20 protein-coding genes are annotated in these 23,282 nt (G+C 39.0%); 2 read left to right on the top strand and 18 right to left on the bottom strand.

Annotated features, from left to right (window positions below; translation table 11 throughout):
• Positions 1 to 17 precede the first annotated feature (17 nt).
• The 11 genes from purH to IGL80_RS06505 all read right to left on the bottom strand — a co-directional run bounded on the left by purH (position 18) and on the right by IGL80_RS06505 (position 11,238).
• The gene (gene purH, locus IGL80_RS06555) at positions 18 to 1,604 is read right to left on the bottom strand and encodes a bifunctional phosphoribosylaminoimidazolecarboxamide formyltransferase/IMP cyclohydrolase (protein ID WP_002404280.1); all 1,587 of its coding nucleotides are present in this window, start codon (positions 1,602 to 1,604) and stop codon (positions 18 to 20) included.
• The gene (purN, locus tag IGL80_RS06550; protein WP_002360141.1) at positions 1,556 to 2,128 is read right to left on the bottom strand and encodes a phosphoribosylglycinamide formyltransferase; all 573 of its coding nucleotides are present in this window, start codon (positions 2,126 to 2,128) and stop codon (positions 1,556 to 1,558) included. Before purN ends, purH begins: the two co-directional genes overlap by 49 nt.
• Positions 2,125 to 3,156 carry a phosphoribosylformylglycinamidine cyclo-ligase gene (purM, locus tag IGL80_RS06545; protein ID WP_002360140.1) on the bottom strand — a complete coding sequence of 344 codons (1,032 nt, stop codon included), beginning with the start codon at positions 3,154 to 3,156 and terminating at the stop codon, positions 2,125 to 2,127. Before purM ends, purN begins: the two co-directional genes overlap by 4 nt.
• Position 3,157: 1 nt before the next feature.
• Positions 3,158 to 4,597 carry an amidophosphoribosyltransferase gene (gene purF / locus IGL80_RS06540; RefSeq protein WP_002404279.1) on the bottom strand — a complete coding sequence of 480 codons (1,440 nt, stop codon included), beginning with the start codon at positions 4,595 to 4,597 and terminating at the stop codon, positions 3,158 to 3,160.
• The gene (gene purL, locus IGL80_RS06535) at positions 4,573 to 6,792 is read right to left on the bottom strand and encodes a phosphoribosylformylglycinamidine synthase subunit PurL (protein WP_002360137.1); all 2,220 of its coding nucleotides are present in this window, start codon (positions 6,790 to 6,792) and stop codon (positions 4,573 to 4,575) included. Before purL ends, purF begins: the two co-directional genes overlap by 25 nt.
• Complete coding sequence (gene purQ / locus IGL80_RS06530; RefSeq protein WP_002360136.1) at positions 6,789 to 7,463, bottom strand: phosphoribosylformylglycinamidine synthase subunit PurQ; 675 nt, start codon at positions 7,461 to 7,463, stop codon at positions 6,789 to 6,791. Before purQ ends, purL begins: the two co-directional genes overlap by 4 nt.
• Complete coding sequence (gene purS, locus IGL80_RS06525) at positions 7,464 to 7,715, bottom strand: phosphoribosylformylglycinamidine synthase subunit PurS (RefSeq protein ID WP_002357271.1); 252 nt, start codon at positions 7,713 to 7,715, stop codon at positions 7,464 to 7,466.
• A gap of 13 nt (positions 7,716 to 7,728) precedes the next feature.
• Positions 7,729 to 8,442, bottom strand: a complete 714-nt coding sequence (purC, locus tag IGL80_RS06520; RefSeq protein WP_002360135.1) for a phosphoribosylaminoimidazolesuccinocarboxamide synthase — start codon at positions 8,440 to 8,442, stop codon at positions 7,729 to 7,731.
• 151 nt (positions 8,443 to 8,593) lie between these two features.
• Positions 8,594 to 9,718 carry a 5-(carboxyamino)imidazole ribonucleotide synthase gene (gene purK, locus IGL80_RS06515; protein WP_002404278.1) on the bottom strand — a complete coding sequence of 375 codons (1,125 nt, stop codon included), beginning with the start codon at positions 9,716 to 9,718 and terminating at the stop codon, positions 8,594 to 8,596.
• Positions 9,711 to 10,199, bottom strand: a complete 489-nt coding sequence (purE, locus tag IGL80_RS06510) for a 5-(carboxyamino)imidazole ribonucleotide mutase (RefSeq protein WP_002360132.1) — start codon at positions 10,197 to 10,199, stop codon at positions 9,711 to 9,713. Before purE ends, purK begins: the two co-directional genes overlap by 8 nt.
• A 172-nt stretch (positions 10,200 to 10,371) precedes the next feature.
• On the bottom strand, positions 10,372 to 11,238 hold the full coding sequence (locus IGL80_RS06505; protein ID WP_002360131.1) for an SPFH domain-containing protein: 867 nt from the start codon (positions 11,236 to 11,238) through the stop codon (positions 10,372 to 10,374).
• Between the two features lie 149 nt (positions 11,239 to 11,387).
• On the opposite strand from IGL80_RS06505, the gene IGL80_RS06500 reads away from it, so the two are divergent.
• Complete coding sequence (locus tag IGL80_RS06500) at positions 11,388 to 12,263, top strand: NAD(P)H-hydrate dehydratase (RefSeq protein WP_002360130.1); 876 nt, start codon at positions 11,388 to 11,390, stop codon at positions 12,261 to 12,263.
• Between the two features lie 97 nt (positions 12,264 to 12,360).
• On the opposite strand, the gene IGL80_RS06495 is transcribed toward IGL80_RS06500, so the two are convergent.
• The 4 genes from IGL80_RS06495 to IGL80_RS06480 form a co-directional block, all read right to left on the bottom strand.
• On the bottom strand, positions 12,361 to 14,001 hold the full coding sequence (locus tag IGL80_RS06495) for a peptide ABC transporter substrate-binding protein (RefSeq protein ID WP_002360129.1): 1,641 nt from the start codon (positions 13,999 to 14,001) through the stop codon (positions 12,361 to 12,363).
• A gap of 62 nt (positions 14,002 to 14,063) precedes the next feature.
• The gene (locus tag IGL80_RS06490) at positions 14,064 to 14,384 is read right to left on the bottom strand and encodes a cupin domain-containing protein (RefSeq protein WP_002360128.1); all 321 of its coding nucleotides are present in this window, start codon (positions 14,382 to 14,384) and stop codon (positions 14,064 to 14,066) included.
• A 132-nt stretch (positions 14,385 to 14,516) separates the two neighbouring features.
• Entirely contained in the window at positions 14,517 to 15,536 is a 1,020-nt protein-coding gene (locus IGL80_RS06485; protein ID WP_129187245.1) for a branched-chain amino acid aminotransferase, read from the bottom strand.
• A 190-nt stretch (positions 15,537 to 15,726) separates the two neighbouring features.
• The gene (locus IGL80_RS06480) at positions 15,727 to 16,179 is read right to left on the bottom strand and encodes a DUF2188 domain-containing protein (RefSeq protein WP_002360125.1); all 453 of its coding nucleotides are present in this window, start codon (positions 16,177 to 16,179) and stop codon (positions 15,727 to 15,729) included.
• Positions 16,180 to 16,357: 178 nt separating this feature from the next.
• On the opposite strand from IGL80_RS06480, the gene IGL80_RS06475 reads away from it, so the two are divergent.
• The gene (locus IGL80_RS06475) at positions 16,358 to 16,969 is read left to right on the top strand and encodes a hypothetical protein (protein WP_002381806.1); all 612 of its coding nucleotides are present in this window, start codon (positions 16,358 to 16,360) and stop codon (positions 16,967 to 16,969) included.
• 46 nt (positions 16,970 to 17,015) lie between these two features.
• Here the strand turns inward: IGL80_RS06475 and IGL80_RS06470 are convergent, their stop codons facing one another.
• The 3 genes from IGL80_RS06470 to IGL80_RS06460 all read right to left on the bottom strand — a co-directional run bounded on the left by IGL80_RS06470 (position 17,016) and on the right by IGL80_RS06460 (position 23,150).
• Positions 17,016 to 17,660, bottom strand: a complete 645-nt coding sequence (locus tag IGL80_RS06470) for a DUF998 domain-containing protein (protein ID WP_085366395.1) — start codon at positions 17,658 to 17,660, stop codon at positions 17,016 to 17,018.
• A 120-nt stretch (positions 17,661 to 17,780) separates the two neighbouring features.
• Positions 17,781 to 18,935 (bottom strand): AI-2E family transporter, encoded by a 1,155-nt coding sequence (locus IGL80_RS06465; protein WP_002386882.1) that lies wholly within the window; start codon positions 18,933 to 18,935, stop codon positions 17,781 to 17,783.
• Positions 18,936 to 19,175: 240 nt separating this feature from the next.
• Complete coding sequence (locus IGL80_RS06460; RefSeq protein WP_129187247.1) at positions 19,176 to 23,150, bottom strand: endo-alpha-N-acetylgalactosaminidase family protein; 3,975 nt, start codon at positions 23,148 to 23,150, stop codon at positions 19,176 to 19,178.
• Between the last annotated feature and the right edge of the window lie 132 nt (positions 23,151 to 23,282).

Here is a 23,282-nt window from a genome sequence, read left to right as displayed (position 1 = left end):
GGTTTCTCCTTTAAAAATTAATGTTTGAAATGACGAGTCCCAGTAAAAATCATCGCAATACCATAATGATTCGCTAGATCAATTGATGCTTGGTCTTTAATGCTCCCGCCTGGCTGAATAATTGCTTGAATGCCATGTTGTGCAGCATATTCCACGCTATCTGCCATGGGGAAAAAGGCATCACTTGCTAAGACGGTCCCTTGTAATTTTCCAGCTGCTTGGGCTTGATCAACTGCAATTTTTACTGAACCAATTCGATTCATTTGACCAGCGCCAATCCCCACCGTTTGGCTTTCATTGGCTAAAACAATAGCGTTTGATTTTACATGCTTGACTGCTTTCCAAGCAAAGTTCAATGCGTCTCTTTCAGCTGGTGTGGGTTGGCGCTCTGTAACAACTTGCCATGCTTGGTCATTTTCAACAACTGTATCTTGTTCTTGAATTAATAACCCACCCATAACAGAAACTAATTCCACCGCTTTTTTTTCTTGAGCATGAAAATCTAACGTTAACAAACGAAGATTCTTTTTCTGAGATAACAGTGCCAAAGCTTCTTCCTCAAAACTAGGCGCAATAATTATCTCTAAAAAGATTTGATGCATTTCAGCCGCAGTCGCTTGGTCCACTGGACGATTCAAAACAACAATGCCACCAAAAATTGAAACTGGATCTGCTTCAAATGCCTGACGATAGGCTGCCAAAATCGTTTTTCCTGTTCCAATTCCACATGGGTTCATATGTTTAACAGCGACGACCGTAGGTTCTGTAAACTCGCTAGCAATCCGGAGTGCTGCATCAGCATCTCGAATATTGTTATATGACAGTTCTTTGCCATGAAGTTGTCGAGCGGAAGCAATGGATAATGATACAGGTACAACGGATTGATAAAAGGTGGCTTGTTGATGGCTATTTTCGCCATAACGCAATGTTTGCTTACGTTCATAAGTAAGCGTCTGTTTCTCTGGTTCAGTTTCACCCACTTGCGTCGTTAAATAGTCAGCGATAAGCGCGTCATAAGCAGCGGTATGACGAAAGACTTTTGCTGTTAATCTTTTTCTAGTGGCTAACTGGCTAGTTCCAGTGCTGCTAATTTCACTTAATACCTGTTCATAATCACTAGGATCAACCACTGCTGTTACGTCTTGATAATTTTTTGCCGCTGAACGTAACATGCTAGGACCGCCAATATCAATCATTTCAATCGCTTCTGCTTCAGAGATCGCTGGTTTTAAAATTGTTTCTTTAAATGGATAAAGATTCACTACTACAAGGTCAATAAATTGAATGCCTTGTTCAGTCAGTGCTTTTTGATGCGCTTGGTTTCCCCTTTTTGCCAAAAGTCCGCCATGGATATTCGGATGTAACGTTTTGACACGGCCATCTAACATTTCTGGAAAGCCAGTGATGTCGTCAATAGCAAGTGTCGGTACCCCCGCTTCTTCTAAGACACTCCTTGTACCCCCAGTGGAGATAATTTCAAAACCATTTACAACTAAGCCTGCTGCAAATGTTGTCACTCCTGTTTTGTCTGAAACGCTAATCAATGCTCTTTTGGTCATTTCATTGTCTCCTTTACAATTTGTGAAATTATTTTTGGGTACCATTCGTGCTCAAGAGCATGAATTTTCTCTGCTAATGTGTCCAATGTATCTTCAGTATCAATCTTGGTTGTTGTTTGAAAAATAATCGGTCCTGTATCAACCCCAGAGTCAACATAATGGATAGTGATTCCTGTTATTTTCACTCCATAATGAAATGCCTCTTCAATTCCGTGAAGACCTGGAAAACTAGGTAACAGAGAAGGATGAATATTGACGATTCTCTTTGGATAAGCCTCCAGTAAAGTCTTGCCGATAATTCTCAAATAACCAGCTAACACGATTAAATCGATCTGATGCTCTTTTAAATGTTTCAATACTTGTTCTTCATACTGCCCACGAGATGGAAAATCAGATGGCGAAAAGCAAACAACGGGAATCTTGCGTTTTTGGGCACGGGTCAATACATAGGCTTCAGGCTGGTCACAAAAGACTAAGCTCAACTGCCCTGCGATTTTTTTCTGGGAAAAAGCTGCAGCAATCGCCTCAAAATTGCTACCATTGCCAGATGCAAAAACAGCTATCTTCATAAGGCTTCCTTAAAAATAACGGCTTTCGTTTTCCTAGGTACCAAACGACCAATTTCAAAAGCTTCTGGCAAAAGCTCCTGAACTTTTTCAACATGCTCTGGACTCACCGCTAAAATCATCCCTAAGCCCATATTGAAAATTTCATACATTTCTTCAGGTGGAATTTCACCGTATTTTTGAATCAATTTAAAAATTGGTAGCACTGGCCAACTATTTAATTGAATCTCTGCAGCTAATGCGGAAGAAAACATTCTTGGTAGATTTTCTAAAAACCCGCCACCAGTAATATGCGCAGCCCCATGCACGAGTCCTGCTTTTAACAATGGCAATAATTCCTTCACATAAATTTTTGTTGGTGTTAATAATTCTTCCCCTAACGTTTTGGGTGCCAATTCTGGAAGCTTGTCCGTTGTTTTAAACGAATGTTTCTTAAAAAAAACATTTCTTACTAAAGAGTAACCATTAGAATGAAGACCACTTGAAGGAAGACCAATCAAGAAATCGCCTTCTTTTACGTTACTTGGAGTCAAGAGTTGACTTTTCTCAGCAATACCCACGGCAAAACCAGCCACGTCATAAGCATCTGCTTCATACATATCAGGCATTTCAGCTGTTTCGCCCCCAATTAAGGCTGCATTCGCCTCACAACAGCCAGCCGCAACACCCGCAACAATTGCTTCAACTTTAGCTGGATTAACGGTCCCTAACGCTAAATAATCTAAAAAATATAACGGTTCGGCGCCTTGTGCGACGACATCATTGACACACATTGCTACACAATCAATTCCGATTGTCTCGTGTTTCTGTTCTTCAATTGCCAAGAGTAACTTTGTGCCTACGCCATCCGTTCCTGATACCAAAACTGGTTCTTTAAGCTTGTAACTACTTAAATCAAAACAACCACCAAAACCACCAAGCATGCCCAACGTCCCCGTCCGTTGTGTTTTTTGGCTATGCTTTTGAATTCGTTCTACTACTTCGTATCCCGCCTCAACATTTACACCAGCTTTTGAATAGGCATTTTCCATGTCAATTCCTCCTAGTTTCTTTTTTCAAGGATGCTTGATATTGTTCTTCATAATCATACAAAGGCGTTGGATAGTCTCCATTAAAGTAAGCCATACACAGCCCAGAATAAGGAGCATCATAATTTAATTGAATCCCATCAATCAGGCCTGCTTCACTCAAAAAAGCCAGCGAATCTGCGCCAATCTGCTCTTTGATCTCTTCAATTGAATAGTTTGCCGCAATTAGTTCGTCCCGCGTCTGTATATCAATGCCATAAAAACACGGATATTTTAATGGTGGTGAAGCAATTCTGACATGAACTTCTTGCGCTTCTGCTTCTTTTAATAAATGAATAATGCGCCGAATAGTGGTCCCGCGAACAATCGAATCATCTACTAAAACGACTTTTTTTCCTTTGACCACGCCACGAACTGCCGATAGTTTCATACGGACACCTTGTTCTCTTAATTCTTGTGTCGGCTGGATGAATGTTCGAGCGACATATTGATTTTTTACTAAACCTAGTTCGTAAGGTATCTGTGCTTCTTCTGCATAGCCGCTAGCTGCAGACAATGACGAGTTCGGTACCCCAATTACCATATCAGCTGCGACTGGACTTTCGATTGCCAAGTTCATCCCCATTCTTTTACGAGCTGTATGCACATTAACTCCAGCAATATTTGAATCTGGTCGTGCAAAATAAATATATTCCATTGCGCAAATCGCCGGTTGGACTTCCGTAGTGAAAACCTCTATTTTCAAGCCTTCATCAGAAATGATGACTACTTCACCAGGCGCCACATCTTGAATAAAGCGAGCCCCAACTGTTTCTAATGCACACGTTTCGGATGCCACAACGTACGCCCCATTGTTCATTTGTCCGATGGAGAGAGGGCGAAAGCCGTTGGGATCCAGTGCAGCAATCATCATCGTTTCTGTTAATAAAAGATAAGCAAAGCCACCCTTAACCAAATTCAAGCTCTCTTTTAGTTTATCGAGAAACGAGGCAGCAGTGCTTTTTCGAATCAAGTGCATTAAAATTTCAGTGTCTGAATTGGAATGAAAAATAGCTCCTTCTCTTTCTAGTTGTTTTCGTAAACGCTTGGCATTTGTTAAATTGCCATTGTGTGCTAACCCAATTTGACTATCATAAAATTTAAATAAAAATGGCTGAATATTATCCACGCTACCCGTACCAGCGGTTGCATAGCGTACATGACCAATAGCCGCCGTTCCTTCTAACGCATTCAGTTGTTCTTGCTTTTGGAATACTTCTGCTAATAAACCTAAATCACGGTGGCCATCTAATTTCCCAGAATTGTTCGCCACAATTCCCGCGCCTTCTTGGCCTCGATGCTGTAAGCTGTGTAAACCAAAATAGGTCACTTGTGCCGCATCAGGATGACCCCAAATACCAAAAATACCACACTCTTCATTTAAGCTTTTTGCTTCATAAGACATGGAATCGCATCCTCCCATAAGGCTTTGGCTTCTTTTGTTGAACAATCGATCACATCATCTAACGCATGAATGACCAAACCAGTTTCAGTCACTTTCCCAATATGTTGAGCTTTTCTTCCGATAAGTGTTTCAAATGCTTCTTGATGCTGGGGACTAACTGAAAGAATAAAACGGGATTGCGTCTCCGCAAATAGATATTCTTTTGTTAATGGCAGTGTCACCTGTAACCCCAGTTCGTTAGCAAAAGCCGACTCGGCTAAAGCAACGGCAACGCCGCCTTCAGCGCAATCATGCGCGCTAGCAACTAGGCCTGCTTGAATTGCTTTTAAAACTAATTCTTGGTTTGCTTTTTCCTCTTTTAAATCAAATGAGCGTAATTGCCCTTCAATTCGACCCAGTTGCATTTTTTGAATTTCTGAGCCGTTAAAATCTGCGTGGGTTTCACCAATGAGATAAATTAAGTCATCAACTTGTTTAAACGCTTGTGTGGTAATTTGTGAAACATCTTCAATCACTCCCACCATGCCGATCATTGGCGTTGGATAAATGGCTTGACCATCTGTTTCATTGTAAAGAGAGACGTTCCCTGAAATCACGGGTGTTCCTAGCTGACGGCAAGCTGCGGCGATTCCATCCGCCGACGTCCATAATTCCCAAAAACTTTCTGGTTTATCAGGGGAACCATAATTCAAGCAATCAGTGATAGCCAAAGGTTGTGCTCCACTTGCTACAATATTACGGGCTGCTTCTGCAACCGCAATTTGCCCACCAATTTCAGGATTTAAATACAAATAACGGCTATTACAATCTGTCGTCATCGCTAAGGCTTTATTGGTGCCCCGCACTCTTAAAACAGCTGCATCACTTCCTGGTTGCACCACTGTATTCGTTTGTACTTGACTATCATAGGTTTCGTAAACTGATTTTTTTGATGCAATCGTTGGCTGTTGCAATAGGCGTTTTAATAATTCCGTGCTATTCGTAATTTCTGGAATGAAGGGCGCTAATTTTTTAAAAGCACGCATCCGCTCTGGTTCTTGATAGGCTTTCTGGTAGACAGGGGCTTCTTCTGCCAAAGCATCTACTGGTACATCTGCGACTATTTTGCCACCGTGAAAGACACGATACTGTCCATCATCTGTTACGGATCCAATCGCTACCGCTTCTAAGTCATACGTTTGAAACAATTCACAAACTTGCTGTTCTGCTCCTTTTTCCACACAGATTAACATCCGTTCTTGGGACTCAGACAAGAGCATTTCATAGGGGCTCATCAGCGTCTCTCTCTGCGGAACTTTATCCAGCTCTAGAATCAAGCCTGAACCTGCTTTTGATGCCATTTCAGCACTTGAAGAAACCAAGCCAGCCGCCCCCATATCTTGGATGCCGATTAAAATATCTTGATGATTTTTGATTAAATCAAGACAAGCTTCCAATAATAATTTTTCCATAAACGGATCACCTACTTGTACCGCAGATCGTTGCTGTTCTTCACCTTCACTAAATTCTTCTGAAGCAAAGGTCGCACCATGAATTCCATCACGTCCTGTTTTCGCACCTACGTAAAGAATGCTATTTCCGACGCCTTTTGCTTGGCCTTTTTGAATCTCATCATGACGAATCAATCCCACACACATAGCATTGACAAGTGGGTTTCCTTGATAACATGGCTCAAAAGCAATTTCGCCGCCAACGGTTGGAATACCAATACAATTTCCATAACCGCTAATCCCCGCCACAACTTCTTGAAACAAATAACGTGTTCGTGCATCCGTCAGTTCGCCAAATCTTAACGAATCCAGTAAAGCAATCGGCCGCGCCCCCATACTGAAAATATCGCGAATAATTCCACCAACGCCTGTAGCTGCTCCTTCGTAAGGTTCTACTGCAGAAGGATGATTATGGCTCTCTGCTTTAAAAACAACAGCTAATCCGTCACCAATATCGACAATCCCAGCTCCTTCACCAGGGCCTTGAAGCACTTGTGGCCCTTCCGTCGGAAACTTTTTTAAAACGGGCTTGGAATTTTTGTAAGAGCAATGTTCACTCCACATCACGGAGAATAAGCCAGTTTCTGTATAATTAGGTTCTCTTTGCAAAATGGTCTCAATCTGATGATATTCTTCATCTGTTAGTCCCCATTCTGCATACAACCGTGTCTCCTTGATTTCTTTTGGTGTTGGTTCATTCATCATTGGCTTAATTCCTTTCCAAAGTTTTTAATGATTGAAGCAAAAAAGCTGCGTCCATCTGTTGAACCTAACAATTCTTCTATCGCTCGTTCCGGATGAGGCATCATTCCTAGAACATTGCCCTGTTCATTACAAATACCAGCAATATTCTCAAGACTACCGTTCACCTTTTCTTGATACGTAAAAACAATTTGGTTCTTTTCTTTCAGCTCTTTCAACGTTTTTTCATCACAATAGTAATTCCCTTCGCCATGCGCTACTGGTAAATGTATCGAAACATTTTCAGGATACTCGCTTGTAAACTTTGTGTGCGTATTCACTTTCAATGGGACACTTTTACAAATAAAACGAAGCGAATCATTTCTTAGCAACGTGCCAGGAAGTAAGCCAATTTCTGTTAAAATTTGAAAGCCATTACAAGTACCAAAAACCATTTTGCCTTCTGTAGCAAAGCGAATCACCTCATTGATAATTGGCGAAAACCGAGCAATTGCACCACAACGTAAGTAATCGCCATAAGAAAAACCACCAGGCAACAATACGCCATCAAATTTTGCTAAAGAAGTGGCATCGTGTCGGACAAATTCTGCATCGACGCCCATCACCTCTTTGACAGCCCACAATAAGTCTGCATCACAATTAGATCCTGGAAAAACAATCACTGCCAATTTCATTTAAATTTCCTCCAAAGATAAAATTTCAAAACGATAGGATTCCATATTTACATTGGCTAATAGTTGATCACAAATTTGTTCAATTTTCTCTTCAATTGCTTCTGTCTGCTGGACGTGCATTTCAAAATACTTACCGACACGGATTTCGGCTACTTCTGTAAAACCAAGCCGATGGACTGCTTCCTTAACCGCTTCACCTTGGGGATCCAAAATTGATTCTTTATACGTAACATAGACTTTGACAAAATACATACGCGCTTCCTCCTCAATTAGCTGTTAGTAAACGTTGTAAAACTTCTTCATATACAGGAACTATTTCTCCTAATTCACGGCGATAAACATCTTTATCCAGATGTTCGTTTGTGTTTAAATCCCATAGACGACAGGTGTCTGGAGAAATTTCATCTGCCAGTAACAATTGATTGGCCTTCGTCCGACCAATCTCGATTTTAAAATCGATCAAACAAATATTGAGGCGTTGAAAGAGTTGACTGAGCGCCTGATTAATTTGTAAAGTCAATGCTTTAATCTCCACAATTTCAGCAGGAGTGGCTACTTTTAGAAATTGAATATGGTCTTCGTTAATAAAAGGATCATCCAGACGATCTTCTTTGTAATAAAATTCAATAATGGGCGTCACTAATTTAGTGCCCTCTTCAATCGCTAAACGCTTCGAAAAACTTCCTGCCGCATAATTACGTACGACAACTTCCAAAGGAATCATTTCTACGGCCTGAATTAATTGTTCGTGTTCAGATACTTTTTTGATAAAATGATTGGGAATCTTCTGTTGCTGTAAATATTCAAAAATAAGACTAGTGATTTGATTATTTAAAGCGCCTTTTCCAAGAACTTTGTCTTTTCTTTGACCGTTTAAAGCTGTTGCTTGATCAAGATATTCCACAAAAAGAACCGCAGCATTTTCTGTTTGATACAACTTCTTCGCTTTTCCTGTATACACAAGTGCTTTCTTTTCCATTCTTTCCCTCTTCTCGTTAGCTTCATGAACCCTATTCTTTCTAAGTCAGCTGATTTACATCAGACAAAGACTTACATTAGTTACAAAAAAACAATAATCGTTCGTGTTTGTCGAATGTAAAAATAAAAAACTTGCTTGGAGCAAGCATTTATTAAGTTACGTTCCAAATACCAACAGTCTCAATTTCCTTTAACGTTTCTGATAAGCAAGGTGTTGTAATGGTGACGTGGCCCATTTTTCTGCCAACTTTTGATTCGGCTTTTCCATAGTAATGGACTTGCCAAGTGGGTTTTGACGTGCATAACTTGTAGCTTTTTTCTAAGTGTTCGCCTAAGAGATTCACCATAACTACTGGTTGAAGTAACTGGGGTAACCCAATGCCCCAATTGCTAATCCCTCGAATATGCGCATCAAATTGACTAAATGAGCAAGCTTCAATAGAGTAATGACCTGAGTTATGAGGCCGTGGCGCTAATTCATTGACGTACAACTCTTCTGAATCTGTTAAAAACAGTTCGATAGCTAAAACCCCAGATAAATTTAATTCCTCAGCAATGTGTTGCGCCAATTCCGCTGCTTTTTGTTGCACATTCTCAGAAATTCGAGCTGGCACAATTGATTCATGCAAGATATTCTTTCGATGAATGTTTTCAGATACAGGAAAGCTTTGGTAACCATGCTTATTCCCTGCAACGATGATTGAAAGTTCTTTAGTGAAAGGCACCCACTTTTCTAATTCACAAGTGGTGTTAGCTAATAATTTAGTCGCTTGGGAGAAATCTTCTTCGCATTTTAAGACGACCTGTCCTTTTCCATCGTATCCACCTTGAATAATTTTTAAGACACATGGAAAACCAATCTTTTCTGTTGCTTGTGGCAGCTCTTTCTGACTTTTCACTTCCGCAAAAGAAGCAATCTTACAGCCAATCGATTGAAGAAACGTTTTTTCAAGCAATCGATTTTGAGTAATTTTTACCAATTCTGTTCCTTGTGGCAGCTTTTCTAGTGGAATGGCCTTTTCTAGGGAGGCCACTTCAATATTTTCAAATTCATAGGTGATCACATCGCATAACTCTGCTAGTTCAGTTAAAGCAGATATCTGATCAAAGGCTGCCACAATTTGACGGTCAGCTACTTGACCAGCTGGACTATTGAGCGTTGGGTCCAACACAATCATTTGGAAACCCATTTTTTTACCACTCATGACTAGCATTCGCCCTAACTGTCCCCCACCTATAATGCCAATAGTTGCTCCGACTTTTAAAGGTTTATTCAAGTTGTTCCCCACTTTCCATAACCGCTTTTTCCAATGATTGTCGTCTTGCTTGGATTCTTTCTGCTAACTGTAAATCATCAATACTTAGTATTTCTGCAGCTAATAACCCAGCATTGGTAGCACCTGCTGAGCCAATCGCAGTTGTTGCTACAGGAACTCCCCCTGGCATCTGCACAATAGACAACAGTGAATCAATACCGTTTAATGTTCGTGTTTTAACTGGAACACCAATGACAGGTAAGGTTGTCTTTGCAGCTACCATCCCTGGTAAATGGGCCGCTCCACCAGCGCCAGCGATAATAACCTTCAATCCTTTTGTTCGTGATTCCTCTGCAAAACGAAACATCAAATCAGGGGTCCTATGTGCTGATATCACTCGTTTTTCATAAGGAATTCCCAACTCTTCCAACACAAGACAAGCAGCTTTCATCGTTGCCCAGTCTGAGGTACTTCCCATAATCACAGCGACTAATGGTTTCATGAATGTAATAACTCCTTCCGCCTTTTTTCACTGTTATTCTAACAATGAGAAAAAGAGATGTCAAAGAAAAACCGAAATATTATAGATTAAAATTATATAATGTTCGTGTTTACCAAAAAAGAGTCATCGGAAAGATGACTCTTTTTTTGATATTTTTAGCGTTGCTTCCTCTTTAAGAAGAAACGTCGCCTGTATTAATAACTGGTTGTGTGCCCTTATCAGTAATGATTGAGACTAGTAAATTATTAATAAGTTGTACTTTTCGTTCATCGGTAAAATTAATTTCTTGCCCTTCTTCAATCTGTTCTAAGGCCATTTGTGTCATGCTTACCGCACCTTCAACAATTGTTTGTCGAGCCGCTAAGATTGCTTTTGCTTGCTGTCTTTGCAACATGGAGCTAGCAATTTCAGTTGCATAAGCTAAATGATTCAACCGTGTTTCGATAACCTCTACACCAGCCACTGCTAAGCGTTCTTGCAATTCTTTGGTTAACTCCTCGGAAATTTGTTCGGTATTTCCTCGCAGAGTTACATCATTATCTGAAAAAGTGTCATAAGGATATTGTGTTGCTACATGCCGGATTGCCGTTTCACTTTGAATTTCCACAAAGTCTTGATAATAATCGACATTAAATAACGCCTTAGCTGTATCGACTACCCGAAAAACGATGACCGCAGAGATTTCGATTGGATTCCCGTCAGAGTCATTGACTTTTAATAGAGAACTATTGAAATTTCGTACTTTCAAAGAAATGTTCATTTTTTGCGTAAATGGAATGGTAATAAACAACCCATTTTCTTTAATCGTGCCTAAGTAGCGACCAAAGAATAAAATAGCTTTCGCCTGATTGGGACTAACAATGGTTAAGGAACTTAAAAATAAAATAGCCCCAACTAACAAAATAATACCTAAAACAACAAGAACTCCATTGGTATGACTCGCTCCATAAATAAATAAACCAATTCCCGCAATTAAAATAACTAATAAGCTCGCAATTCCTGCGTAGCCACTCATATAAAATGTTTTTTTCTCTTCCATCTGTTTCACTCTCCTAACTCATTTATCTGGTCCTTATTATACACCTCATTGCCTTCAATAGAGTAACTTTTAACATTAAATAAACTGATTTTTTCGGGGCTCTTGTAGTATACTGAGAACAAAGAAATCCCAAGAAAAGGAGTGATAGAATGCGCTATTTAAGCAAGGACATTTTAGAGGAAGTCATCACTCAACGCCCCTCCGACTCTTATAAAAGCAATTTTGGGCGTGTCGTATTAATCGGAGGAAACCGTCAATATGGCGGAGCCATCATCATGAGTACCGAAGCGTGTATCAATAGTGGCGCTGGTCTCACCACTGTGATTACTGATGTTAAAAATCATGGGCCTTTACATGCAAGATGCCCAGAAGCGATGGTCGTGGGCTTTGAAGAAACAGCCCTTCTGACGGACGTCGTAGAGCAAGCGGAGGTTATTTTAATTGGTCCAGGTTTAGGCTTAGATGCTACTGCACAACAAATGTTGACGATGGTACTCGCCCAACATCAAAAACAACAATGGTTAATTATCGATGGCTCAGCAATTACCCTGTTTAGCCAAGGCAATTTTTCCCTTACCTATCCTGAAAAAGTTGTTTTCACACCTCATCAAATGGAATGGCAACGTTTGAGTCACTTACCTATTGAGCAACAAACACTGGCAAATAACCAGCGCCAACAAGCAAAATTAGGCAGTACGATTGTTTTAAAAAGTCATCGCACAACAATTTTCCACGCAGGAGAACCTTTTCAAAATACAGGCGGCAACCCTGGGATGGCTACTGGCGGAACTGGGGATACCTTGGCTGGCATCATTGCTGGTTTTTTAGCTCAGTTTAAGCCGACAATTGAAACCATTGCTGGCGCCGTCTACTTACACAGTCTCATTGGAGATGATTTGGCCAAAACTGACTATGTTGTTTTACCAACGAAGATTAGTCAAGCCTTGCCGACATATATGAAAAAATATGCCCAGCCCCACACTGCACCTGATTCTGAACTATTAGAACAGAAGCGTTCGAGATAAAACCCGAAAAGGCTAAATGGTGACAAATTTTGGGTTAAAAAGCAGGATTTAAGCCTGGGCCGAAAATCAAAAGCGATTTTCAGCCCAGGCTCTCTTTTTATTTTTCCTTATAAACATTTTTTAACGTTAATGGAGCGCCAAAGGTATGAAAATTCAAGCCTTTGACTTTATCATTTTGCAGGACTGTTTGTTCATTTTGGCTAAGTGGAATCATGCCAGCAGTCGTTTCAATCACTTCTTTTTCAGCTGCAATCAGTGTCGCCCATCTTTTTTCTGGCTCTAAGGCATAGGTTGTGGCTGCTTCATCTAATAATTTGTCATAGACAGGGTTCTGATAATTGCGATCATTGCCCTTGTATAAAGTCATCAGGGTAGAAATAGGATCTTGATAGTCTGGTGTCCAGTAAATTAAGAATAAATCATAATCACTTTCTCGCCCAAAGTTCAATGCAGCTTCGGTCGGCAATGCGGTTAGCTCTATTGTCAAACCAGGAAACAGTTCTTGTAGCGAGCCTTGCAAACTTTCACCAATTTTTTTGTAAGAACCATCATCTGTTACCATCAATTCAACGTTAACCTTTTCTCCTAATTCTGCTTGTGCTTTTTTCCAATAACTTTGCGCTTTTTCTTTGTTATAAACCATTAAATCACCTGCTTCTTGACGAAAATCGAGGCCCGTTGTGGGATTCGCCACAAAGCCTTCCGTGATTGCACCATGTAGCGCTTTAGAACCATCTGCAATAATATTATTGACTAGATTTTCTTTATCTATTCCTAAAGCCAATGCTTTACGCAGGTTTTCGTTTGCAAGCGGCGTTGCTTGCCCTTTCCGTTTTTGATTTAAGCGCAAATAGTTCATTGTCGCTGTTGGGTACGAATGATACAACGTATTATTTTTATTCTGTTGCGCCAATTCACCACTTAGTGTAGCCACATCTAATTGTCCATCTTCAAAAAGATTCAATGCGGTAGATGTTTCTTTGATAACCGTATAATTGATAATGTCTGAGCGCACGTTCTGGTGATCCCAATAGCGATTATTTTTTGCTAGTTGCCAGTCCATCTTTGTTTGCTGCCAATCTTTTACCACGAACGGACCATTATAGACGACTTTATCACTAGCAGTTCCATAGTCCGCACCAAATTGTTCGACTACTTTTTGATTTTGCGGGAAAAATGTAGGAAAAGCTAACAAGGACGTAAAGTAGGGTTTTGGCTCTTTGAGCGTCACTTTTAATGTATAATCATCCACAGCTGTGACACCAAGTTCATTGGGTGCTAATTTCCCAGCTGAGATTTCTGCACCATTTTGAATTGTTTCAACGATGAGGAAGCTATAAACAAAGCCATTTTTAGGATCAATCATTTTTTTCCAAGCATATTCAAAATCATGCGCTGTGACAGGATCATCGTTACTCCAAACCGCTTCTTTTCTCAAAGAAATCGTGTAGGTTTTTCCATCTTCTGAAATCGTCGGCAATGCTTTTGCTACGGCTGGTACCAATTGGTCTTGTTCATCTAAACTATATAACCCTTCAAACGCTGCTGTTTGGACAATAGCATCTGGAAAATCCAATAATACAGAGGTGTTGAGCGTTGTTAATTCTGAAGGTGACATCAGTTGAACGGCTTCTTTGGTATTTTTCTGTTTCTTTTTATTTTCATTTTTATTGGTACACCCAGCTAAAAATCCTACCAATAAAATACAAACCATTGTGATTTTTAAATACTTTTTCATCTTCTTTCTCCTATAACTCTTCATTTTTTTATGCTCTTACTTACAGAAAGACAGCTCCCCTTTTATTTTGTCCTTTCCACAAGCATCCAGACAACGACCGCTGGCTCCAACCCATCATTATAATTAATGTGCCCCTCACCAGCTTCAATTAATTGGGCTTGTCCAGCTTTTCCGACTAAGTCTTGACCATCTTCTAAAATCGTATGTGCTTCGCCAGAAATCACATAAGAATATTCATCCTGTTCATGGCGAGCATATCCAGCTAAAGGCCGTTTTTCACCAGGCTGTAATGTAATAATGCCCATTTGAACTTGTGTATTTGGTTGGTTTTCTTTATCAAAAAAAATCGTCATTTCGTCTGATTCTGCTGATTTAATAAGCAATAGCTTTCCCTCCTTTTTTAAATCTTGTATCTTCCATTATTCCTTTAAATAGAATCAAAGTCAATCTTTCTATAGAAAATTCTGAATATTCTATAAAAAAAAGAGAGCATGAATTCTCTCTTTTTTGTCTCTTTAAACTTTTACAATCCAGCCTTCTGGCGCTTCTTTGTCACCAAACTGTATGCCAACCAATTCATCATATAGTTGCTTAGTCACTGGTCCAACTTCTGTTTCACTATAAAATACATGGAAATCTGTGCCGTTTTGAATCCCACCAATAGGAGAAATAATCGCCGCTGTGCCACAAGCACCCGCTTCGGAGAAGTCCGCTAATTGATCAATGTAAACGTCTCCTTCAAGCGCCGTCATCCCTAAACGTTCTTTTGCTAGCGTCAATAATGAATATTTAGTAATACTTGGTAAAATAGACGCTGATTTCGGCGTAATAAAAGTACCCTCTTTGGTTATGCCAAAGAAATTGGCTGCACCAACTTCTTCAATTTTCGTATGCGTATACGGATCTAAATAAATGCAATCACTAAATTCTTTCTCATGTGCTTCTGCACCTGGTAAAAGACTAGCTGCATAATTGCCCCCCACTTTAGCGGCCCCGGTTCCTCGACCCGCTGCTCGATCATATTCAGAAACGATAAAGTTGGTTGGTGCTAAACCATTTTTAAAATACGAACCAACCGGCACGCAAAAAATAGAAAAAATGTATTCTTTGGCAGGTGCTACGCCAATATTATCGCCGACACCAATCATATAAGGGCGAAGATACAACGTACCGCCCGTTCCATATGGCGGTAAATAAGCAAGGTTGGCTTTCACCACTTCTTGGCATGCAGAAACAAAGGTTTCTACTGGTACTTGTGGCATCAGTAACCGTGCACAACTTTTTTGTAACCGTTTGGCATTTTTATCTGGACGAAACAAATTGACAGAACCATCTGCACATTGATACGCTTTTAATCCTTCAAAACATTGTTGGCCATAATGTAAAGCAGGCGAACCTTCACTAATCGTTAACTGATTGTTATCTGTTAGCGTGCCTTCTTCCCACTTGCCATCTCGCCAATAACTAATATAACGAAAGGGCGTTTTAATGTAAGAAAATCCTAAATTATTCCAATCAAGATTGGCTTTTTCCATTGTCGTAGCACCTCAATTATTTTGATTTTTTATCTTAATTAGTGTAATTGTACCCACCAAAAACTAGAAAAGCAAGCCTTATTCTCATTCTTAACTTTTGTTATTTTTTCTTACTTGTCCATTTCTCCCTCGCCAAAAAACCTTGATAGCCGTTTCTTCAATTGCAACGGAATATCAAGGTTTCGAAAAATTATTCAGTATACTCTTTGGTTTCTTGTAACTTACCATCTTGCTTATAGATTTTCAGCTTTGTTTGCTTATTCCGAGCAATTTCTTGAGCTCGTTCAACCGCCTCTTGTTTGTGGGTAAATGTATTACTTGCTTTTTCAGCGCTGTCTGAAATCACCAACCATTGGTCGTCTTTATATTTAACGTTGACAGCCGCCGTTAATAATTTTCCCGCATGTTTATCCTGTTTATGCGAATCTTGTTTCGTAGGATTTGCTTCTTGTTCGAAGGCCTTTTTGTCTGCTGCACTTGCCTCTTGATACCATTTCTCCGCCTGACTAATCGCAATTGGAATGGCGCGATCATCAGGGTAGCCATCCGCAAGCAACGCATTGCCAATATCTATCGCTTTTTTCCGAATCAAAGGTGCTAAATTTTTCATTGATGTAGGATAATCATTCATATTCCAAGGCATCAAAATCTCCTCCTAAAATTCTGTCTATTACTAGCTTACTACAGAAAAGGAACATTTGAAAAAGAAATGATTACTTTGAATATTTCCTGAACCTTCTTGAGAGAATAAGCCTAATTTCCCATTAGCCAAACTTCTCAATCTTTGAGTGTATGATTACTCATTTCCCTTTGAATCAGTTATGATAAAGGAAGAAATAAATAAATTTTTTGGAGGGATTTTCATGAAAATGTCTAAAGTACTCACCACTGTTTTGACGGCAACTGCTGCTCTTGTGTTGCTTAGTGCTTGTTCATCTGATAAAAAAACAGATAGTAGTTCTAGTAGCAAAGAAACAGCTAATTCAAGTACAGAAGTAGTCTCTGGTGCTTCAATTAGTGCCAAGCCTGAAGAGCTCGAAATGGCGTTAAGTGATAAAGGAAATTGGATTGTCGCAGCTACTGACAATGTCACTTTTGATAACGAGGTAACAGTTGCTGGTACTTTCCATGATAAGGGGAAAGATTCCAACGATGTCTATCGTAAATTAGCGCTTTATTCTCAAGATGATAATAAAAAAGTAACTGCTGAATATGAAATCACGGTTCCTAAGCTAATCGTTTCTTCTGAAAATTTCAACATCGTTCATGGGACTGTCAAAGGTGATATTGAGGTGAAAGCAAATGGCTTTACCTTAAATGGGACCAAAGTTAATGGCAATATTACTTTTGATAAACAAGAATATAAAGATTCTGCTGACTTAGAAAAAGATGGTGCCACTGTTACTGGTGAAGTCACAGTAGCCAATAATTAAGTTATTACCAGACAATTTTAACTAGTAAAAAACCAATGACAAATGTTCAATCAAATTTGTCATTGGTTTTAGTTTGTAAACACAGTGCCAGCATTGGTAGATAATTACAAAATGAACTCACTCTTTGCCATAAGCCTAAATAATTAAATGGTTTTACCTGTTGTAGCTGTGGAATCCTTGCTAAGCCATATAAGCCGGCTGCAAGCATACATAAAATAAACAAAAAACCAAAAAGTTTTTTATTTTTTTGCGAACCGTCTTTACTATAGATAATGGTTAAGACGCCTGATAACAACAAAAAGCCTGTATAACCGACTGCTGATCCTCCGTTATGAAGCGCGGTAGCAACTGTGCCAGCGCTTGAAGTGTCTACGCTGAAGAGCCCACTGAAAATACAATCAAATAAACCATAAGCGCCAATCATTGCCACTACTAACCAAGCACCTTTTTTCGTTTTTCTGGAAAAAATAGCATATATCCTAGGTAAACTTGCTAACATCAACATTCCCGCAATGATAGTTAAATGATTAAAGGTTTCCCTAACTGGACTATTCACATCACCTAATAAGCTAATTACTTCTGTCAATTGATTGTAACCTTGATCTTTGAATCCGACATAATAAGGTGTAAAAAAATCAAGTAAGACCCCTAAAACTAAAAAATAGCCGCCATATTTTTTTAAAAACTGCATTTATTCACCTCAATTTTGATTTTCTATTTACTTTAAGTATAGCATACCAAAAATTCCAAATAATGAAACTTTCTTTTCCACTAAAAAACTTTTCGTCAACGCGAGACGAAAAGTTTTACTTTAGGATTCAATAGAATCTACAATCTTATCATTTTCTTTTGATTCATTTAGCCACTCCGAGACAATAATTTTAATGATTGCAGCAACAGGAACTGCTAAAAACATCCCTAAGACGCCGAAGTACGCTCCCCCAATCGTGATTGAAACAATAATTAAAATCGGATTGACATTTAGGGCATCTCCCATAATTCGAGGACCAATAATATTGCCGTCAATTTGTTGTAAAATTAATAAAACTAGTAACACCGTAATTGCTTGAGTAACACCACCTGTGAAAAGCGTAATCACACCAGCAACAATTGACGCAAAAATCGAACCAAAATAAGGAATCATATTACAAATACCTAATAAAATCCCCAAAGTCACAGCAAATTTCACATTCAAAATACTTAACAAAATCGTTGATGAAACGCCAATTATACAAGCATCAAGAAATTGGCAACTGATAAATTTATAGAAAATTTTATTCGTTGTATTTAACCAGGTTTGTGTTTGCTTGTACACTTTTTCAGACAGCAATTTGTGGGCAGCCTTTTCAACAAATGTCAAAATAGATTGCTTAAATACCAGCGCATAGATTGAGATAATCAACGTTAAAAATGCATTTAAAAAGAATGAGGAAACATTTTTAGTCAACGTTCCTAATGAAAATAACGCTTGTGTCCATTGATTTAAAAAACGTTCTGGCGACAAATCTTTAAGGACACTATTTAAATATTTTTCAATCGCGGCTGTTTTTAAAATCCCTTTATCTTCTAAACTCATCACAAACTGAACCATGTGATCATAAAAAGTGGGTAAAGAGTTTGCTAAATCTACTAAATTACTAATGAGTAGCGGAACGATATAGTTTAATGTCAAGACAAAAATAAACAAAATAATCAGGTACAAAAGGAGTACGCTCAAGCCGTGTTTCGCTTTTTTTACGACTGGTAAAGGAACTCTTTCTAGTAATCCCTCGATTTTTTTCTGACTTCCACTCAATAAATAAGCAATCACGAACCCAGTAATGAATGGGGATAAGATGCCTAACAAACCCGAAACACTATGGACAAAGTGCTGATAATTCGTGATTAATAAATAGCCAACAATCAGCGCCATTACAAATAAAAAGCGGACAACCCAGTAATTCCAATCAACATTGTATTTCTTCAATCACTTCACCTCTAAATAAATTATGCCTATCATTGTAATTGTAAACGATTTGTGGCAAAAGGCAAGTTTGTCCATTCGTTCTTGATGAAATACACAAAGAAGCCTGACACTTTAAAAAATGTGTCTGTTTATTCTGCAGTATAAAAATGAGGCACTAGACCTTGCTTCTTTTCATAAAAGAAGCAACTTGGGCTACAAGTACGTTTAACTTGTAGCCCAAGTTGCTTAGATAGACTAAATTTATTTTTTCGATTCCACTGTGACCGTAAAGTTATCCATAATGAAATCTTTATCGGCACCTGTTGTAAAAATACCAAACGTAGTGTTTCCTGAAGCATCCCCAATTATTTCTGCTTCATAATGCTTGGTTTGACCATCTGCTGCTGTCGAAGTCAACTCACCGACTGGCTTAAAGTCATTGTTATTTTTCAACTCCCCATTAATGGTCCCAGCAGTAAAGACATTTTCACCATCAGTTTGATAATCAAATTGGACCGTATATTTCTTGTTCGGTTCAAATTTAATATTTTGCGGAATTGTTTGAAGCATCAAACCTGCTCCTTGTTTATGGGCTTTCAAGGACCAGTTGCCTTCTAATACATCTGAAACAAGGTTTCCATTCCAACCATATTGTGTGTAAGGTTCATTTCTTTCTGATAAATGAATCCGTGGATCTTCTACACCACCAGCTGAGCCTTTAACAAACGGATATAACCCAACTGCTTGTGTGTCTTCAAAATCTTGCTTAATAACTGTTTGTTTGTCTGGGTTCATGATATCCGTTTGACGCTCAACAATTCGTAAATCATCAAATTTTGTAACGGAATTGCCTTTATCAACCGCTAATGTTACCGAGCCTTTTTTGGCATTATCTGGGATTTCAAAATCAATTCGCATATTTTGCATATACTGCGGATTTTTCCTGCTTGTATGGTTAATATCTGCCTGAATGTAGTTTTGGGCAACCGAATTATTCACTGTCCGCGTATATTTTTTACCACCAATTTTAACAGTTACTGTGGCTTTACGATCATGTGTTTCTGTGTTTAGATACAAACTATATTTTCCTGGTTTAGGAAGATTGATGTCTTGTTTGATTTCGGTTCTTTCTTTTTCTGAACTAAAGACATAATCACCGTTAGCATCTTTTTTAACTTCACCATCACCTCGGAAAACTTTCCAGTTATTTTTTAAGGTATTGGCTTCATTAAATCCAGGATCTTTAAATGGTGTTCCTGTTCCAAATGTCATCGGTTCAATACTGTCAGGTTCAGCAATGACATACGGTGTATTAGCCTCGGCTTGGATGGTCACTTGGTTATTTGTAGTGGCAATTGCGCCTTTGTCAATACGCCCTTGATCTGTTAATTCATATAAATGTAAATTCGTTTTTCCTTGCATTTTCTTATCCAATGACCAAGTGCTGGTACCGCCTTTTGGATTCCAGTGATATAGTTTGTCTTGACCATTGACATTCCAAGGCAGTAGATACGCATCACCTTTTAGAACTTCTGTCTCATTTAACGTAATGCTTCTTGGCGAATTAGCATCTGCTTGAGTAACGGTCACTTTTTCAGCACCGTTCGCTAATTTAATCGTACCATAGATTTGACCATCTGCTGCTGTTGTAGTTTCCCAGTTTGTAATTTGGTAATGTTGTAAGAACTTAGTTGGGACATTAATGGCAAAAGTTTTTTGGCGATAGGTATTAAAATTGGTTTTACCCACCCAACCTTCATAGGCTTCAAATTCAGCTCCACCTAACAAAGGGTTGTCGGAAATAATCCAAGTGTCTTTTTGATGATTCCGAATAAAACGAACGATTGTACTGTTAAAGCCTTTCGTTGTTGTACCGCCGTAATCTTTTTCTGCAGACCAATGGTTCCAAACCGAGTCATACTCTAAAGCATTCGGAAATTCATTGGTTGTAAACCAACCGAGTGAATTAATTTCTTTACTTAGTTGACGACTTGCCCAACCTGATTCGCCTTGGTTGCCCCAAACATCAACATAAATATAATCTAGATTCGGTGCTTTTTGTTTTAATTCTTTAAAGCGCTCATAGCGACGACCACTCAATGCATCGGGTCTTTGTTTAATAAAATAAGACGGATCTAACCAATCCCAGCCACGCTTCGTTGGATCAACTAATTCCTCATTAAATCCTTTTGCTTCTGGGTAAGACTCGGTGTCATTAATATGCACACCGAAAACGGCATTTAATTTATGGCCTTCATCAATTAATTGATTCAACGCTTGTTCCCCACCAGGTCGCTGACCAATAGCACCGTAATCTGGATGCGCAGAATCATGTCCTTCATTTTGATACCCTTTTAGTAAATTCATTTGTCCTAATCCATCTGTTAAATTGTAAATGCGTTTTGATTCGTCTAACGTCACTAAGAATGGGTTCGTCGCCTGACTAGCAAAGTTAAAAGGAATCCGTTGGTTGACTAATTCAGGGACTTTTTCCGCGCCCATTGGGTTATTCATAATTGAACGGAACCCAATTGCCGCATCTTGCCAATCCACCCGATTGTCGTCGTTGCTATCTTTTGAGAATTTAACTTTCACTTCTGGTGTTTCTCCAGTTGTGTAATCTTCCGGTGCATCAAATGGTCGATAGGTCCATGCCCCACTTGACAAGGTTGTTACAAAACCAGTCGCCGCTTCTTTTGTTTGTTTATGGATTCGATTGTTGTCACTACCATCGACAGAGCCGTCTCCATAGGCGTTCGTCCAAAAACTTGCAGCATAATTCGCCGTATTTAAGAAACCATACATATATTTTTTCGTTTCTTCTTGGCTTGTTGTAGTTAAATCTTGGATAGTATCACCATTTTTATTTCCGTTATTTGCATTTGTCCCAGTATTCATCACAACGCCAGCAAAAGTCGCCCCTTCATCTGTACTATTGACAGAAATCAAGCCTTGATTTGGAATTGAAATTGTGTGTATTTTGGTTCCTTCTTCACGAATATCTGAGAGTTTCATAGCTAATTCTTGGCCTTCGGAAACAGTCAATGTCGTTGTGAAACGCAGGCCAATTTCTGGGACAGCTACGTTATAAACGGCTTGATTTGCTTCACTCTTTTGTTTTTCAGCAGTTGCTTTATATGCTTTGCCATCAATCATTACTTGGTCAATTTTCTCGTATTGGCCATTAAAAATCACTTGATTACTCTGAGGGTCTTCGTAGCGAATAATTCGTGGAAATTGTGGATCAACCACGGCTGTTAAATCTGCGGAAGAGATTTTGTCGCCTTTTTCAGCTTCATTGTCTTTAGCAACAACAATGCTGGCTTTTGCTTTGATGTTTGTATTTTCCAAAGTACCGTCGACTTCAAAAGTTCCTGGTTCTTTGTATGCAGCAGGATCGATTTCATCCCAACGGACTGCTTCATTGGCTTCTTTACCAGTATTATAGGTCACTTTTACTTGTTTCGGTAATTTTGGTGCGACACCAATTTTTGTAAAAACTTTGACTGGCGCAATTTGGGTCACTTCTGGCACAATTTCAGGAATGCTATCTACGGGGCCATTTTTAAAATAGTCATAATTGACAATTTTTTTGTCGTACCACAAACGGACACCCACATGTCCGGCTTCTGTTGGAATTTTGTCTCCGTTGGCCAAAACAGGTTCTCCTTCGTAAATCAACGTGGTGTTAAGCCAGATAGTAATTTTTTCACCAACATAACGTACTTTCAACAAATAATTCGTATCTTCATTTAACGTTGGCCCAGAAATTGAATCATTCCACGAATTAGGGCTTTCAACTAACCATTTGCCATTCGCGTTATAGCCTACAAAAACCCAGCTATCTTTGGTATTACCACGAATAATCACACCCGTTCGACCGCTTCCAGCAGTGTATTTAAACTTTGTTTCTACTTCACCATCAGCTAATTTAGGGGAATCTAAATTTAAAGATACGGCATTATTACCTGCTGCTGCATCTCGTGAAATCGCCAATGACTCTCCTGCTAATTCTCGATTTGTTTTACCAATCACATCTTGCCACTCACCAATTTTCCCTCCTGGAAAATCAGATTGCCACAATTTTTCTTCTGTTGCGGTAGGTTCCACCATTGATGAGCTTGTTTCAGTGCTGCTGTTTGTTGTTTCTTCTGCAGACGTACTTAATGGTACTAAAATCGTTGCGCTTGCCAATAGTGTCAATGTACTAAATCGTTTTATTTTTCCATGTTTCATCTGATAAATCAGCCCCCTAACATTTTTGAACACGCTTTCATTATTAACAATTAAAGGGGCGTTCCAAAAATAAATTCTTTTATTTTTGGAACGTCCATCTCTAAATCATTCTCTTAAAAACTTTAATTACTT

Origin of the sequence: Enterococcus sp. DIV2467a (assembly GCF_050532945.1) — a bacterium.
GTDB classification, from domain to species: Bacteria; Bacillota; Bacilli; order Lactobacillales; family Enterococcaceae; genus Enterococcus; species Enterococcus faecalis.
This window is presented reverse-complemented; position numbering and strand designations above follow the sequence as displayed.